The sequence below is a fragment of the Cupriavidus sp. GW823-FHT06D04 genome (assembly GCF_058795055.1).
This window is the reverse complement of sequence record NZ_JBXAHL010000008.1, coordinates 68,067-83,746: the sequence shown is the minus strand read 5'-3', so window position 1 is coordinate 83,746 and position 15,680 is coordinate 68,067. Positions and strand designations below refer to the sequence as shown.

10 protein-coding genes are annotated in these 15,680 nt (G+C 66.1%); 7 read left to right on the top strand and 3 right to left on the bottom strand.

Annotated elements, in window-relative coordinates:
- The first annotated feature begins 355 nt into the window (after positions 1–355).
- From AC1Q7H_RS13200 to AC1Q7H_RS13190, 3 genes are all read left to right on the top strand, one after another.
- A complete protein-coding gene (locus tag AC1Q7H_RS13200; protein WP_153954311.1) occupies positions 356–1,567 on the top strand; it encodes a carboxylate--amine ligase in 1,212 nt (403 codons plus the stop codon).
- A complete protein-coding gene (locus AC1Q7H_RS13195) occupies positions 1,564–2,880 on the top strand; it encodes an NAD(P)-binding domain-containing protein (RefSeq protein WP_492378460.1) in 1,317 nt (438 codons plus the stop codon). Before AC1Q7H_RS13200 ends, AC1Q7H_RS13195 begins: the two co-directional genes overlap by 4 nt.
- Positions 2,881–3,013: 133 nt before the next feature.
- A complete protein-coding gene (locus AC1Q7H_RS13190) occupies positions 3,014–4,177 on the top strand; it encodes an acyltransferase family protein (protein WP_013951742.1) in 1,164 nt (387 codons plus the stop codon).
- 107 nt (positions 4,178–4,284) lie between these two features.
- Here the strand turns inward: AC1Q7H_RS13190 and AC1Q7H_RS13185 are convergent, their stop codons facing one another.
- Together AC1Q7H_RS13185 and AC1Q7H_RS13180 are read right to left on the bottom strand one after the other, a co-directional pair.
- Positions 4,285–5,466: a hypothetical protein gene (locus AC1Q7H_RS13185; protein ID WP_153954309.1), complete on the bottom strand. Its 1,182-nt coding sequence runs from the start codon at positions 5,464–5,466 to the stop codon at positions 4,285–4,287.
- Positions 5,467–5,513: 47 nt separating this feature from the next.
- Entirely contained in the window at positions 5,514–6,767 is a 1,254-nt protein-coding gene (locus AC1Q7H_RS13180) for an oligosaccharide flippase family protein (RefSeq protein ID WP_013951740.1), read from the bottom strand.
- 651 nt (positions 6,768–7,418) lie between these two features.
- On the opposite strand from AC1Q7H_RS13180, the gene AC1Q7H_RS13175 reads away from it, so the two are divergent.
- The 4 genes from AC1Q7H_RS13175 to AC1Q7H_RS13160 all read left to right on the top strand — a co-directional run bounded on the left by AC1Q7H_RS13175 (position 7,419) and on the right by AC1Q7H_RS13160 (position 13,092).
- The gene (locus AC1Q7H_RS13175; RefSeq protein ID WP_211979519.1) at positions 7,419–8,585 is read left to right on the top strand and encodes a polysaccharide biosynthesis/export family protein; all 1,167 of its coding nucleotides are present in this window, start codon (positions 7,419–7,421) and stop codon (positions 8,583–8,585) included.
- Positions 8,586–8,596: 11 nt separating this feature from the next.
- Positions 8,597–9,070 (top strand): low molecular weight protein-tyrosine-phosphatase, encoded by a 474-nt coding sequence (locus tag AC1Q7H_RS13170; protein ID WP_013951738.1) that lies wholly within the window; start codon positions 8,597–8,599, stop codon positions 9,068–9,070.
- On the top strand, positions 9,067–11,298 hold the full coding sequence (locus AC1Q7H_RS13165; protein ID WP_211979518.1) for a polysaccharide biosynthesis tyrosine autokinase: 2,232 nt from the start codon (positions 9,067–9,069) through the stop codon (positions 11,296–11,298). The genes AC1Q7H_RS13170 and AC1Q7H_RS13165 overlap by 4 nt, the downstream gene beginning before the upstream one ends.
- Positions 11,299–11,469: 171 nt before the next feature.
- On the top strand, positions 11,470–13,092 hold the full coding sequence (locus AC1Q7H_RS13160; RefSeq protein WP_436224513.1) for a glycosyl hydrolase family 28-related protein: 1,623 nt from the start codon (positions 11,470–11,472) through the stop codon (positions 13,090–13,092).
- A 120-nt stretch (positions 13,093–13,212) separates the two neighbouring features.
- On the opposite strand, the gene AC1Q7H_RS13155 is transcribed toward AC1Q7H_RS13160, so the two are convergent.
- Positions 13,213–15,648, bottom strand: a complete 2,436-nt coding sequence (locus AC1Q7H_RS13155) for a polysaccharide biosynthesis tyrosine autokinase (RefSeq protein ID WP_492381381.1) — start codon at positions 15,646–15,648, stop codon at positions 13,213–13,215.
- Between the last annotated feature and the right edge of the window lie 32 nt (positions 15,649–15,680).

Here is a 15,680-nt window from a genome sequence, read left to right as displayed (position 1 = left end):
GGCCTGTGGTGACGCCGGCTGCCGTGCGCGAGTGTTGGAAAAGCCGGCATGTGTGTGCCCCCGTACGGATCACCCGTTTGCGTCGCGGTAGCTTGCCAGTGCCGACCCGGTGCGCATTGCCGGCACCCGTGTCGACAGGACGGCAGGACCGTGCTGGATGTTTCAAACGGTGTGTGTGTCCTCGTACGGATAAGCCATGTGCATCGATCTAGATTGCATTCGTCGACTTGTGCGCATGCCGGGCACCGGTATCGACGCGACGGGCAGACCGTGCGGACCTCGCCAGGCACCCCCTTCCTGCCCTTTTTCTGGCCCCTTCCGGCCTCAGTGCAGCGCCTAACACTTCCCGGAAATCATGATGAAAAGCACGCTGGATCCGGCAGAGACAACCGCGGCGGTAGTCGTCGGCGGCGAACTCGGCGGGCTTGGATTAGTGCGGTCATTGGCGGGCAAGGGGATTCCCGTCCTCCTGGCAGACACCGGGCACACCACGCCGGCGTCCTGGTCCCGCCATGCGCGCCGGCACATCATTCGAAGCCTGGTCGGGCGCGAATTCACCGAAGACCTGATTGCGCTGGCCCGGCGTCTCGGCCAGCGGCCCGTCCTGTTCCTGACCGACGAGGATGCCGTGCACAGCGTCTCGGAAAACCGGGATGAGCTGTCGGAATGGTTCCGGTTCTGCGTGCCGCCGGCGCAAGGCGTGCGCATGCTCAGCAGCAAGTCGGCCTTCCATTGCTTTGCCGAAGAGAACGGCTTCCCGGTGCCGCGCACGGTCATCATGAACGGACAACTCGACGTGCCCCTGCTGTCCGGCCTGCGCTATCCCGCCGTGATCAAGCCCGACGACAAGCGCCAGGCCCTGACCGGGGAAAAGGAGCGCGCAATCCGCGTGCAATCGCTTGCCGAGGGACAAGCCCACGCCCGCGCCATGCTGCGCACCCCTGGCGGCATCGTAGCGCAGGAATGGATCGAAGGCCCGCAGAGCAATATCCATTTCACGCTCTTCTACCGCGGCATGGATGGCAAGGCCGCGGCGGTGTTCACGGGCAGGAAGCTCGCCTGCTGGCCGCCGGAAATCGGCAGCACCGCCGTCTGCGTTGCGGCCCCCGAAGCCAGCGAGGAACTGGAGCCGATCACGCTGGCCTTCGCCGAGCGCGCCAGCTTCTACGGCATGGGCAGCATGGAATACAAGTGGGACGAGATCCACCGGCGCTTCGTGATGATCGAGCCGACCGTCGGGCGGATCGACTGGCAGGAGGAGATCGCCACGCTGTGCGGGGTCAATATCCCGCTGGCGGCCTACCGGCATGAACTGGGCCTGCCCGACCTGCCGGCGGCCACGCCCCCGCCCGGCGGCGCGGTCTGGCGCGCGACCTTCCTCCGTTCCGCGCCGCGCAGCCTGATGCCCCACGGCGCGCGAATTTTCGACGGTTATTTCCGTTGGGATGACCCGCTGCCTGCCATCCAACACTACTGCCTGAGCATGCCGCTCGACCGCTTCCTGCTGCACTGGAGCGGCTGGTTTCCTTCCACGCGCCGCGACCAGGTCCAACAGGAACAGCAATGATCTCGACCACAGACACTACGATTATCGGGGCTGGCCCGTATGGACTGTCGATCTCGGCCCACCTCAGCGACGCCGGCGTGCCCCACCAGGTGCTGGGGGAACCCATGCTGGCCTGGCGCAATTTCATGCCGCCCGGGATGCTGATGCGATCGGAGGCCTTCGCCTCCGACTTGTACGCGCCCCACGCCGGCTACCGGCTGGAGGATTACTGCCGCCTCATGCACCTGCCCTATGCCCCCATCGGCATGCGCCTGCCGCTTGAACGGTTTGTCGAGTACGGGCTCTGGTTCCAGTCGCAGCTCGTTGGCCACGTCCGCCCGGTGGACGTCACGGAGTTGCGCCGCCAGGACGACGGCTTCCTCCTGTCCCTGAGCGACGGGAGCGCCCTGGCCGCACGGCGCGTGGTGGTCGCCCTCGGGCTCAAGGGGTTCGAGCAGACGCCGAAGGTGCTGCAGGGGCTGCCCAGGCCGCATGTGCTGCACTCAGGTGAGATCGGCAACCTGGCATGGGCCCGGGGCAAGCGCATCGTGATCGTCGGCGGCGGGCAGTCGGCGCTTGGCCTGGCGGCACTGTTCAACGAACTGGGCGCCCATGTCCGTGTGCTGGTCCGGGGCGGCATCATTTCCTGGAACGAAGATCCGGAGGTCGGACGCAGCCTGCTGTCGCGCATGCTGCGTCCCGAGGGCGGGCTGGCCCAGGGCTGGTATCCCTATGTCCTGTCTGAGTTCCCGTACCTGTTCCGGGGCGTCGGGCAGCGAACGCGCAAGCGCATCGCCGAGGCCTCGTTCGGCCCCTCCGGGGCGTGGTGGCTGCGTGACCGGGTGGCCGGCAAGATCGAGCTCCGGATGAACACCACGGTCCGGCACGTCGCGATCCGCAACGACGAGGTGGTGCTGGAGGTAAACGGTGAGAACGGACCGGCAACCATCACCGGCGACCACGTCGTCGCCGCCACCGGGTTCAAGGTCGACCTGGCCAGGCATGCCTTCCTGTCGCCGGAAATCGTCAGCGCGCTGTCGCTCGTCGATGGCTGGTCGGACGTGTCGCGCAACTTCGAATCCGCCATGCCGGGACTCTATATCACCGGACCGGCGTCGGCGCTGAGCTTTGGGCCGGTACTGCGCTTTGTCTATGGCGCCAAGTATGCCGCGCCCCGCATCGCGCGGCATATCAGCCGGTGCCACGCCGCGGAAGGCGGCAGCCGTGCCTTCGATGCGCCCGCCGTGCCGCAGCCCCTGGCCGAGAGCCGCACCGGGGTCTTACCGCATCCTCCGGCGGCGGCGTTCCAGGAGGCGAAAAGCCCCGCCGATTAGCACTCTGCGCCTGCAGGCGGTACATCGCCAGCCGAGGCCGGCGTGCGGCGGTGACGGAAGCAACAGGCGCAGACCCACGACTATCAGACCGGCCACCAGCCGGCTTCGGCATTGACAGAAACGGGAGCGTTCGATGCAACAATTCAAGCCACTCACCAGCCTGCGGCTGTTCCTGGCCCTATGGGTATTGTGCAGGCACTATTTCCATGTCTACGAGCAGGACGCCATGCTCTTCAACATCGGCTTCACCAGCACGTACTTCGATCATGGCTACCTGGGCGTCGACGGCTTCTTTATCCTGAGCGGCTTCATCCTCGCCTACAACTACGATCCGGCGCCGGGGCAGCAGCTGCAGTGGAAAAAGTTCATCGTGGCGCGGATCGCCCGCATCTACCCGGTCTACCTCTTCTGCCTGCTCGCCTTCGCGCTTGCTGTGATCGTCCGCGACCTGGGCCTGCATACGCACACCGTCGGCACGGGCAACTACACCTTGTCCAGCTTCGTGCCGGAAGCGCTGATGCTGGGCGCGTGGCAGTACGCCGGGCCGAGCGGGTGGAATGACGTCGGCTGGTCGGTCAGCGCCGAATGGTTTGCCTATGTCTTCTTCCCGCTGTTCCTGCTGGCAGCGCCACGCCTGAACAAGGCCCGCATCGCCATGGCCGGCTGCCTGGCCCTGGCGGCCCTCGCGGCAGTGGAAGCCACCGCGCCCGACCATCTGTCGCTGAGCGGCGGCGTGGCACGGCTGGTTCCGGAATTCCTGCTGGGGGTGCTGCTCTGCCGGCTGCGCGAAGCGATGCCGCGCCACAACGGTTTCGCCGCTGGCGGCATGCTGTCGCTGGCTGTCTGCGTGCTCGGCGTCGGACTGGGGCTGGATGTCCTGTTCGTCGCCGGCGCGGCCGGGCTGGTGTTCTTCCTCTCCTACGAAAAGGATGCTCTTACCCGCGTGCTGTCGCTGCGCAGCCTCGTCTTCCTCGGCGAGGTCTCCTACTGCATTTATATCGTGCAGCGCATTCCGCAATACATGTTCGCCTTCGCGCGGGGCAAGATGGCGAGCCTTGCCGCCCTGCCGGGGGTAGCGCAGGCAGCGTTGCTGCTGGCGTTGACGGTCGGCATCGCCATCCTGCTGCATTTCGTCGTCGAGAAGCCGATGCGGATTTATATCAATCGCCGCTTTGGTGCCAGGGCAAAGCCGGTGGAGGTATCAGAGCGACCCACTGATTCGCGAGACAGGGAGTACGCAGCCGCCTCAGATCAGCAAGGCAGGCGCGCACGGAGCACTGGATCAAGGGCTGGGTAAGGGGGCAACGCCGCCCATCTGCGCGGATTGTTGCGTGGGCGGCGGATGATGGTGATGGCCAGGCGGGCCGACGTGGCGGCAAGCGGCTGAAACTCAGCGGCTGAAACTCAGCGGCTGGTACCGAGCGGCTGGTACTCAGCGGCCGAAGCCCGGCGCCTGACCTGCCTTTCCCTGACATTGCAGATCAGCAGGCAGACCAGCATCGGCACGAACATCCACTTCTGCCGCACGGAGATGCCCAGGTTCGCCGTCATCGGCGCCAGGATCAGCCAGGTGCCGGCGCTGTAGATCCAGAGAAACGCCGCGTTCCTCAGTACCACGCGATCGCCTCGCCGGCGAATCATCCCCCACACACCGAGCACCGCGAGCACCAGCAGCACCACGTTGTCCAGCGACGCCGCCAGGCCGAAGATGCCGTTTGCCTCGTACGGCAGGGGCCGGAAGACATAGGTGAAGAGCTGCATCGGCAGCGACATGCTGCCGATGTCGATGCCGCCCCCGCCATGCTGGTTGTAGCCCTGGCGTTTTTCGACATAGGTCTCGATGGAATCGCCGTCCGCCGGCATCTCCAGGCCGGCGTATTGGATGGTGAACGGCACGATAGCCGCGGAGGCGGCCAATGCCACGCTGACCAGCGCGGCCCGCCACTTCCAGGGGACCTTCGCCGAGAACACCATTGAGGCAGCGAGCGACAGGATCATGATCGCCGCGATGTGCGGCCGCATCAGGAACATGCAGGCGATGGCGATGATCATGAGCCAGCTGCGGCGCGGCATGGACATGCTTGCCCATAGCGCAAGGCTGGTGGCCATGAAGGCGACCGAATCCTTGCCGATGGCGGCGCTCCAGAAGCTGATCGACGGCAGCAGCACGATCACCACGGCCAGCCTGCGCAGGAATCGGCTCCTGTCCTGTGTCACCGTGCGCAGCACCGCGTCAAACGCCAGCAGGCCGATCGTCCCGAAGATGTTGAAGACAAAGAACACCCCCACGTACGAGAAGCCGAGGTAGATGGAAAAGATATGCGTGAAGTAGCTCACGGCGCGCGTGCCGATGCCAAACTCGGGTGACGGCGCCAGCGACGCCTCGAAGTAGTCCGCGGCGTCTCCGCCGCTCTCCATCACCAGCTTGGCGTAGAAGATGCAGAAAATGGTGTGCCAGACATAGAGAAACAGCCCCCATTTCGGCCGGGTGCCGAACTTGCGGCCCATGCTCACCGCCACGGGTGCGCCCAGCATCAGCACGAGCGTCGCGCTGATGACATGCCACGCGGAAGATGCGTATTCCATGGTCGAAACCCCAAGCAAGAGTTGGCCGCCTCAGGCGCGCCTGCCGGTCACACCGCCTGCTCCATTGCGACCGGCTCACGGGAGCGGATGAAGAAGCCGATGCCGGCAATCACCGCTACCAAATTGCCTGCGATATAGCCATAGACGGCGCCCCGGGCACCGTGGATGGGGATCGCGATCAGATCCACCAGGATCATGGTGCCCAGCACCAGCAGCCATTTCTCCACCAGCCAGTTCGGCTTGCGCAGGTAGATCACCAGCAGCGACAGGGCCGCATCAGCGAACACCAGCCCGGATGCCATCGCGGAAAGCCGCAGCAGGCTGGCCGCGGCATCATAGTGATCGCCGTAGATCAGGGCGATGATCCAGGGCGCGCAGTAAGCCAGCACTGCGCCTCCCGCGACCCCCATGAAGACCATGCCGGCGACGACGTACAGCACATTGCGCCGTACCAGCGTCAAGGTCGGCTGCGCGTAGATCATCAACGGCGCCACCGAGCTCGCGACGATCGCGCTGAGCATCATGAAGTTGTCGAGGACCTGCATGGAGGCGGCATAGCCACCAAGCTCGAACAGGGAAATGTGCGGCTTGAGCAGGAGTTGATCGATGCGCTTGGCGCAGAGCATCAGGATCATGCTCGCCCAGAACACCGTGCCGTCGCGCAACAGCTTCCTGGCAAGAGACCAGTCAAGCTCGACCGCCACGCGGGGGCTGCGCTTGCGGTAGTAGCGGGCGTGCAGCACGGCAAACAACAGCGACTCCACCGCCACCACCCAGGCAAAGACCGGCGCGGAGTCCGTGCCTGCCAGGTAGAGCCCGGAGACCGCAATCATCCGGAAGGCGAGGCCGACCATGCTGAAGATCACGGCAGGGCGGCTGTCGGTACGCGCCTGCAGCCAGGTCCGGACCGCGCCGAAGGGTTCGCGGAACAGCATGGGGATGCCAGTGATGAAAACGATCACGACAATGACCTCGTCGTCTTCCGTCATTGCCACGACCACCACAAGCAGCAGGTAGCCCACCACGGCGGCAATCTCGCGCAGCCCGAATACATGGGCCAGCAGCCGGTGTTGCGCGGCCGGCGCCTGGTCCGCAACCAGGCGCGGGATGACCACTTCATTGCCACAGATCAGGGCGACCGCCGATGCAATCAGCACCAGCGACTGAGCGTACTGGAACTCGGCAAAGCCTTCGGGGCCGACGGCGCGTGCGATCATGGCCACGCTCACGATGCCGAACACCACCTGCAGGCCACGCTCGAAGACCAGCCAGAATACATTGCGGGCGATCTGCATTTGCATGCCAGGTCTCTCCGGAAAGAAGATCGGAAAAGTCGTTGCCGGCAGGGCCGCCGGATGTGCCGCGCGCACCTGCCAGTCTTGCCGGTCTTCGTTGGAACCCCTATCAAAAGCACGCTGGCTTCGTTGCGCGATCCTGCCGTACAACTGTTGCTGTCCGGGGCCGCGCGCCTTGCCAGGACCGTCTCCGCTTCGTTCTGATGACGCCTCCCGGCACTGAACCTCAGTCGCCGCGGCTGCGCCTGGCGCTGCCACCCGGTTGACCGGGCGCTTGCACCGATTCTAAGTATTCTGCCCCCCAGCAACCGCGCTCACTGTTGCCCCCCGCACACTGCGGGGCGCCCCGTCAGGGCTGCCCCCATGGCCGTGGCCTATGCTCCATTCGCTGACCAGACATGCAGCCGTGCCGGCTGTGTGTTCCCGCAGACTACAGCCTGGCCGTGGCGGCACCATCATCCAGATGGCCGTCTCCTCCTGATGGAGGAGGGGAACCGCCGTCCGTGCCGTGCTGCTTTCGGTCGTGCCGTAGTCGGTGCTCTCGCTTGAAAGCAATGTGTGTCAGCGCACCGAGACTTTCAGCCGGCATTCCTACGATTAATGCATCGTGGGTGAAGTACCGGCCTGGTTGCCTGCCCGCTTCGCGAGGAGATCGCCGTGAGATCAATCTACAGCTGTGCCATCCAGCGCTCCAACCAGCCGCGGCGCCGCGGCCCTGCGGCGTCGCTGCTGCCTCTCCTGACCAGTGCACTGCTGACGGCATGCGCCGCCTCCCCCGGCATGGTTTTCGACAGCAACGCACCGGTCAAGGCGGTCGGGCCCAACGCGACCACCACCGTGACGCCGATCACGCTCGATCTGGTGCGCCAACTGCGCCACAAGATCAAGCCCGCCAATGAGCGCGTCGAAGAGCTGTATGCCCCGGCGCAGCCTTACCGGATCGGCCCGGGCGACATCATTTCAGTGGTGGTCTGGGACCACCCCGAACTGGTCTTCCCAACCCAGACCTACAGCCCCGGCGCGAGCTTCGAAATTCCCGCATCGACCGGTGGCTCCAACCTGCCCGGCTACGTGGTGAGCGCACAGGGAGACATCCAGTTTCCCTATGCCGGCTCGCTCAAGGTCGCTGGCAAGACCGCCAACCAGGTGCGCGACGAAACCGCCCGCATCCTCTCCCGCGTGGTGCGCAATCCACAAATGACCGTGCGCGTGCTGGGCTTCCGCAGCCAGCGCGTCTATGTCGACGGCGAAGTGCGTACGCCCGGCATGCTCGCCATCGACGATGCGCCGATGACGCTGGTCGAGGCGCTCAACCGTGCCGGCGGCGTGCTGAACCTGACCGGCGACAACAGCCGCATACGCGTGACGCGCGGCGAGCGCAGCTGGTACGTCAATATCCCGGCCTTGCTGGCAAGGGGCACCGATCCGGCCCGCATCATGCTGCGCTCCGGTGACATCGTGCGCGTGGAGCAGCGCGAGGACAACAAGATCTTCGTGACCGGCGAGGTGGGGAAACCGACATCGCTGCTGATGCGCAATGGCCGCATGACGCTGAACGAGGCGCTCGGTGACGCCGGTGGCGTGAACCCGGGCACGGCCAACGCGGAGCAGATCTTCGTCATCCGCAAAGCGCCCAACGGCGAACCCTCGGTGTTCCACCTGGACGGCACTTCGCCGGCGGCGCTCGCCATTGCCGAAGGCTTTGAGCTGGAGCCGAAAGACGTGGTCTATGTCGACGCCCGCGACCTGGTTCGCTGGAGCCGCGTGATGAGCCTGCTGCTGCCGTCCACGTCGCTGATCGGCACTGCGGCAGGGATCAAGTGAGTGAAACAGGCATGCCCAGAACCATCCTCGTTGTCTGCCTCGGCAATATCTGCCGCAGCCCGATGGCGGCAGTGCTGCTCAACCGCGCCCTGCCCGGTTTCGACGTGACGTCGGCCGGGCTCGCGCCGCCTGTCGGCGCCGCGGCCGATCCGCGCGCCGTGCGCTTGCTGGCCCACGAGGGTTGCGACCTCGCCGGCCACCGGGCACGCGCGGTCGATAGCGTCCTGGTGGAATCCGCCGACCTGGTACTGGTCATGGAGAGCCTCCAGCGGGAAGCGCTCGAACAGCGCTTCCCGCAGTCGCGCGGCAAGACGTTCCGGCTTTGCGAAGGCATGGATCTCGACGTGCCCGACCCGTACGGCAGTTCGCAGCAGATGTTCAGCATTGTCCTGGAGATGATCAAGCAGGGAATCTTGTCCTGGTCGTCGCAACTGGAACAGGAACACGCCATTGCGTCGATTGACAGCCACAGGGAGGCGACATGAGAACGATAACCAACCGAGATGACGCGATCGAGGAAGCCGCAGACCAGGACAAGTCTGTCGACCTGACCGCCTACCTCGACATTCTGGTCCGCTACCGTTGGACGTTCTGCGGCGTCGCCATCTTCGTCGTCACGCTGGGCCTGCTCTACGCCATGGTGGCCTCGCCGGTCTACCGCACCGACATCGTGGTCCAGGTGGAAGAGAGCAATGGCGGAGGTGCCAGCAAGCTGGCCACGTCGATATCGCCGGTGCTGGACATCAAGCCGGCGGCTACGGCGGAAATGGAGCTGCTGCGTTCGCGCATGGTGGTGGGCAAGGCCGTGGCATCCCTGCATCTGGATGTCGAGGCGCAGCCGCGCTACTTTCCGTTGATCGGGCAGACCATCGCGCACTTCAAGCGCGAACTGTCCAACCCGGGCCTGTTCGGCTGGGGTGGCTATGCCTGGGGCAGCGAATCGATTGCGGTCAAGGAGCTGGAGGTGCCGGAATCGATGGAAGACCGCAGGATCGACCTGACCGCGACCGGCAACGGCGGTTATTCGGTGTCGTTCAATGGCGGCGACGCCAGGGCCAGCGGCAAGGTCGGCGCGCCCCTGTCGATCGCCACGCCGGCCGGCGCCGTCCGCCTGCTGGTGAGCCAGCTCGACGCACGCCCCGGCGCCAGGTTCGAACTGCGCCGGCTGCCACGCAGCACCGCCATCGCACGCCTGCAGGGCAAGCTCGTGATCACCGAGCGCGGCAGGCAAAGCGGCGTGATCGGCATCTCGCTGGAAGGCGACGACCCTGCGATGGTGGCGGCCACGCTCAACGAGATCGGCAACGCGTATGTCGAACAGAACGTGCTGCGCAAGGCTGCCGAAGCGGAGAAGTCGCTGGCCTTCCTGGAACAGCAAATGCCTCAGCTCAAGCAGCAGGTCGAGACCTCAGAGAACCGCTACAACGCCATGCGCAACCAGCGCGGCACGGTTGACCTGCCCGAGGAATCCAAACTGATGCTGAACCAGTCGGTCCAGCTCCAGACCAAGCTGCAAGAGCTTCGGCAGAAGCGGCAGGAGCTGGACGCGCGCTTCATGCCCAACCACCCTATCATTTCCCTGATCGACGCCCAGATCGCCAGCGTCAACGCCCAGATCAACGGCCTGGCGGGCCGCATCCAGAAGCTGCCTGACGTCGAGCAGAACGTGCTGCGCCTGATGCGCGACGTAAAGGTCAGCACCGAAATGCTGCAGTCCCTGCTGAACGATGTGCAGCAGCTCAGGCTGATGAAGGCCAGCAAGGTGGGCAACTCGCGCCTGGTCGACGCGGCGGAAGTGCCGCTCGGCCCGATCCGCCCGAACCGCGAGGTGATTGCCACGCTGGCGGTCGTGCTCGGCCTGATCGCCGGCCTGGCTGCGGTGGTGCTGCGCCATGCCTTCAACGGCGGCGTCGCGGACGCCGACGAGATCGAGCGCAGGACGGGCCTGGTGGTCTACACCACGATCCCCTTCGCCCCGCAGGAAGCGCAGACGCGGGACGCCGCAAGCGGTGGCGGCTTGCTGGTACGCGAGCAGCCGGACGATCCCGCCGTGGAGACGCTGCGCAGTTTCCGCACCGCCCTGCAGTTCGCGCTGGCCGGCAACAAGAACCGGACCGTGGTCATCACGGGTCCGGCGCCCGGCGTCGGCAAGTCCTTTATCTGCGCGAACTTCTCGGCGATCGCCGCCAGCGGCCGGCGTGTGCTGCTGATTGACGCCGACCTGCGGCGCGGATCGCTGCATCGCCGCTTTGGCGCCCAGCGCACGCCCGGGCTCACTGAACTGTTGCTGGGCGCGCCGTTCGAACAGGTCGTGCAGAGAGAGGTCGCGCCCGGCCTGGACTTCATCTCGACCGGGAGCGAGCCGCCGCATGCGGCGGATGTCCTGCTCAGCCCCGCCATGGAGAACTTGCTCGACACACTCACCAAGCGCTACGACCTGGTCCTGATCGACACCCCGCCCATCCTGGCCGCCACCGACGCCGGCATCCTGGCGGGCAAGGCTGCGGCGGTCTTCCTGGTGGCGCTCGCCGAGAAGACCACCGTGAACGAACTGCAGGCATCGTATCGGGCCCTCAAACAGAGCGGGGCGGACGTCAAGGGTGTGCTGCTCAACGGCCTGCGCATCGAGGGGCGCTGGTACCGGGCGCATTACTACTTCGGCAAATACCGTTACCTTGGCGAGTACAGCGCCAAGCCGCCAAAGCGGGCCTGAGGAAGCTCAGCCGGCATTGACCACGACCAACGAAGTAGAAATACGTAGGACTCCGGACTATCGCCGGCATGCAAGCCCTCCGTCCGCTACCGGACCGGAGGGCTTGCCATGTGAAGTCGTGACAGCTACTGGCAAATACCGCCGGGTCAGCCAGCGGTCATTCAGGGGGACATGATGTCTGCTCCGCACAAGCGAAAGAAATCGAAGCGCCTCTGGCCGTCAGTCTCCGCTGTCGCCTGTTCTTCGTTCCTGCTGCTTCCGAGCTACGCGCAGGCCGGATCCCGGGCGACAAGCGGGAGTGCGAATGAGACCCGGCAAGGTTCCGGCAACCCATCGGGCGCAGGCGCGGCAGACGCCGCGGCCACGAAGCCTTCCGGACGCGCGGATCCCTGCCCCCTCCTGAGCGCCGAGAAACAGGCTTATCCCGGCGCCACCGTGAGGTCCATCACCTCCTACGGGGCCAGGGGAGATGGCGTCACGGATGAATATCTGGCCTTCCAGATGATGGCGGCGGATATTTCCAATCAACGGTTTACCAGGCGCCAGATCGTATATTTCCCCAAGGGCACCTACTACATCGATCGCTACGCCGTCACCCGCGGTCCCTGGACGAACCATAACCAGAATATCCGGCTGCTGAAAGCCAGCAACTTCAGCCTGATCGGCTGCACCGGGTCCGTGGTTTCCTTCAAGGGGAACTTCACCATCACCAACGACCACTTCTCTGGCCGATCATGGTATTCGGCCAGGCACCAGCTCGGGTTCGAGATCAGGAACGCCAGCAACTTCAGGATCTCGGGCCTGGAGCTCAACGGCAACGTCGACAAGCTGTCGCGGCCGCCCTCGGCGAATGGCAAGCCCCTGAGTGAAACGCCTTCCTTCGGCATCCAGACGCACGCGAGTTCCAACTATGAACTCAGCCACCTGAAGATCCATCACTTTGCCTGCGATGGCCTGTTCATCGGCGGCGACTTCACCGCCGATCTCAATGGCACCATCCACGCGGTGGATTCGTACAACAATGCCCGTCAGGGCATGAGCATCATGCAGGCAAGATCCTTCCGCATCACAAACTCCTCATTCCGCAACACGGGCCTGACCGACGGGGCCTACCCTACCCACGCGCCCGCCGCCGGGGTGGATATCGAGCCAGACGGGACGCCGGCCGACGGCGTGACCGCAAGAACCGGAGACATGGTCTTCGATGCCTGCCGCTTCGTGAACAACAAAGGCTCGCAGTTCGTCGGCGGCGACAATGGCCGCAACACCGAGAACGTCACCATCCGGAATTCGGAATTCGTCGGCCGGGCCGGGAACAAGCACCCTTACGTGATCATCCTGTCGGCGCCCGGAGCCGTCATTGAAAACAATCAGATCGATACCATCGACGGCGGTGTTTATCCCTCTTTCTCGGAAGGCATTGGCGACATGAAGGCAGTGAATACGATCGTCAGGGGAAACACCATCAGGAGCAGTGGCGTCGGGCTCCAGGCGGCCGATGCGGGGGCAAGCGTCGTGATCGAAAACAACACCTTCATCAGCACGCACGGGCCTGACTACCGCGACGATTTTCCCAATATCAGGGCCGGGGTTGCCAGCTTCTCAGGCAACAAGCTTTCCTATCCGCACAAGAACTTCGGCTCCAGATCGGTGGTCGGCATCATCAAGGCAGCCACGTTCATGAACAACTCGATCACGACGGACCTGACCGGTGGCAACTACACCATCAAGGTGGGCGCCGGTGCCGATGCTGCAAACAACGTCGTTGGTGCCCATATCCTGCTCGCGCCATAGCGGCCTCGCGCCGGCGCGCTGACCTGACTTGCACGCCATCGCGTTGCCGCCGCGGCCCATTCCTGCGGCAGGACACTAACGGACCGCACGCAGAAATGGGTACGGCCGACGTCCTGCCGCTCAGGATTGCCCGGGCGCTTCTGACTTTGCCAGCGCCGGATGCCTGAGCTGTGGCGGCGGCAGGGGCATGCCCAGATAGGGATTGATGGTGTTGAAGTCCGCCCGGTTGCTGCGCCGGGGCATAACACCGTTGAGGATGCCGCCGGCCAGCCGCGCATTGGCATGCGCCAGGCGCTTGAGTGTTTCGTCGACCTGCGCCGTCGCCGTGACATCGGCGCGCACCACCACCAGCGTGGAACCGGCCAGGTTGGCCACCAGCGTGGCATCGGCCACCGCCATCACTGGCGGCGTGTCCACCAGCACCAGGTCGAAGCGCCCCGCGCACAGCCGCAGGGATTCAGCCAGCGCGGGCAGCATCAGCAGCTCGGACGGATTCGCAGGCACCGCGCCGCGGCTGAGCAGGAACAGGCCGTTGACCACGCTCGGCTTGACCGCGTCGGCGATCGCGCTGCGGCCCGCAAGCACTTCTGCCAGCCCTGGTTCGGCAGGCAGGTCGAACCAGTCCGCCACGCGGCCGCGGCGCAGGTCCGCGTCGACAAGCAGCACGCGCTGGCCGGCTTCAGCGAACAGCACCGCCAGGTTGACCGCGGCGAAGGTCTTGCCGGCGGCGGCGGCGGGGCTGGTCACCGCAACCACGCAGTTGGGCGCATCACGCAACGCGAAATGCAGCGCCGCCCGCAGCGTGCGCAGGCCTTCCACGGCGAGCGAATGCGGGGCGCGCCGCGCCAGCAGGAACTGGTCGTGCAGGCCCTGGCGCAGCAGCCGTTCGGCGCGCGCGCGCTCGTCCTCGGGGGCGGCCGCCGTGGCGGCGTCGATCACGCTGGTGACAGAGTCGGGCCAGCCGAGGCGCACATTGGGCGGCAGCACAAAGCCGGAGGCGATGCCCAGGCGGCGCTTGGCATCGACCAGCCGTTCCAGCTCGGTCTGCTCGTTGCTGAAGGCGATATCGCCCAGCATGGCCATGCCCAGGCGCTCTTCGGCATCGGCGGCGCTGGCTACCGACGGGCGCATGCGCTGGCGCAGGTTGACCGCGGCCACGCCCAGGCACAGGCCGAGCAAGGCGCCGGCGGAAGCGAACGGCCACGCGCCGAGACCGACCGGTGTGACCGGCGCGATTGCGGCATCGACCACGCGCATCTGGGTGGAGCTGTCGGACAGCATCAGCGACAGCTGCTCGACCTTGCTGCGCAAGGACATGTACATGTCCTCGGCCACCTTGACGTCGCGCGTGAGCGCCACCGATTCGCGCTCTGAGGCCGACAGGGTCTGCATGCGCGCGTCGATCTCCGCGCGCTCGCGAGTCATCTGCTGGATCTGGCTGTCGACGGTGCGGACCTCGTTGGCCTCGGGCGTGAAGCGCTGGAGCAGCCGCGTGCGCTCAAGCCTGAGCGCTGCGATCTGGCGCTGGTACTCCATGCTGTTGCTGAGGAACGACTGCGCGTCGCGGCTGGGCTGCAGCGAACCCGTGCGCGCGCGGTAGCGCGTGAGCGCCTCTTCGGCGCGCGTGAGTTCGCTCTGCACGCGCGGCAGCTCGCCCGACAGGAACGCGAGCGTGCCGGCCGCGTCCTGGCGGCGCTTGTCGGTCTGGCCGTCGATATAGGCGCGCGTCACCCCGTTGACGAGTTGGGCGGCAAGCTGGCGGTCCGGGTATTCCCAGCTCACGCGTACGGTGCCGCCCGGCGCGGTCAGGGGGTCGGCCGCGCCGCCCAGGCTCGCCGCGGTTTCGCTGCGTTCGCTTTCCACCGTGAGCCCGCGGCGCACGGACTCGGCGGTGCGGGCCAGGTCGTGCCGCGTGAGCTGGAAGCGCGTACCGGGCCCGGCCTCGATCTTGTCCACGCGCAGCACAATGCCGTTGGCCATCGCGGTCTCGGCGGCCTGCCCTTCGAGCAGCACGGTGTCCTGCTGGCTCAGGCGGTAGCGGCCCTCGCCGCGCACCTCGAGCGTGAGCTGCTGATCTACCAGCGCCTCGGGCACGGTCATGCTGGCGATCACCAGGCGCTCGCCCCCCCAGGCATAGCCCAGGCTGGCGGGCCAGGTGCCGCGCGGCTGGCCGGGTGTGGAAAAGCGCTGGACCAGCGCGCCCACCAGCGGCGCACGCAGCGGCTGCGCGGTGATATCGAGCCGCAGCCGCTCCACCACCGGACCGACCACGGCGCGGCTCTTGAGCAGGCCCGCGTCGAAGGCCGCCGGGCCCTGCATCTGGGCGACGCTGCGCATGCCGCCATCGCGCCCCTCGACCTGCACCAGTGCCTGCGCGCGATACTGCGGCGGCGCCGACAGCGCCACCAGCAAGCCTGCGGCCGCACCGGCCACGCCAGCCGCGGCGATCCAGCCGAGGTGGTCCATCAGCGCGCGCGCCTGCGTGACGCCCGGCTGGGCATCACGGCGCGGGGTGGCGCTCTCTGCCGGGCCACCGGCATATGACAGTCTGCTCACGAGTACAGCTCCTCAAATGGGATCGGCGCGGC

Coding starts and splice junctions, on each gene's coding strand:
- AC1Q7H_RS13190 (WP_013951742.1), top strand. CDS start 3,014: ATGCAACAATTCAAGCCACTCACCAGCCTGCGGCTGTTCCTGGCCCTA.
- AC1Q7H_RS13195 (WP_492378460.1), top strand. CDS start 1,564: ATGATCTCGACCACAGACACTACGATTATCGGGGCTGGCCCGTATGGA.
- AC1Q7H_RS13165 (WP_211979518.1), top strand. CDS start 9,067: ATGAGAACGATAACCAACCGAGATGACGCGATCGAGGAAGCCGCAGAC.
- AC1Q7H_RS13185 (WP_153954309.1), bottom strand. CDS start 5,466: ATGGAATACGCATCTTCCGCGTGGCATGTCATCAGCGCGACGCTCGTG.
- AC1Q7H_RS13160 (WP_436224513.1), top strand. CDS start 11,470: ATGATGTCTGCTCCGCACAAGCGAAAGAAATCGAAGCGCCTCTGGCCG.
- AC1Q7H_RS13170 (WP_013951738.1), top strand. CDS start 8,597: ATGCCCAGAACCATCCTCGTTGTCTGCCTCGGCAATATCTGCCGCAGC.
- AC1Q7H_RS13180 (WP_013951740.1), bottom strand. CDS start 6,767: ATGCAAATGCAGATCGCCCGCAATGTATTCTGGCTGGTCTTCGAGCGT.
- AC1Q7H_RS13200 (WP_153954311.1), top strand. CDS start 356: ATGATGAAAAGCACGCTGGATCCGGCAGAGACAACCGCGGCGGTAGTC.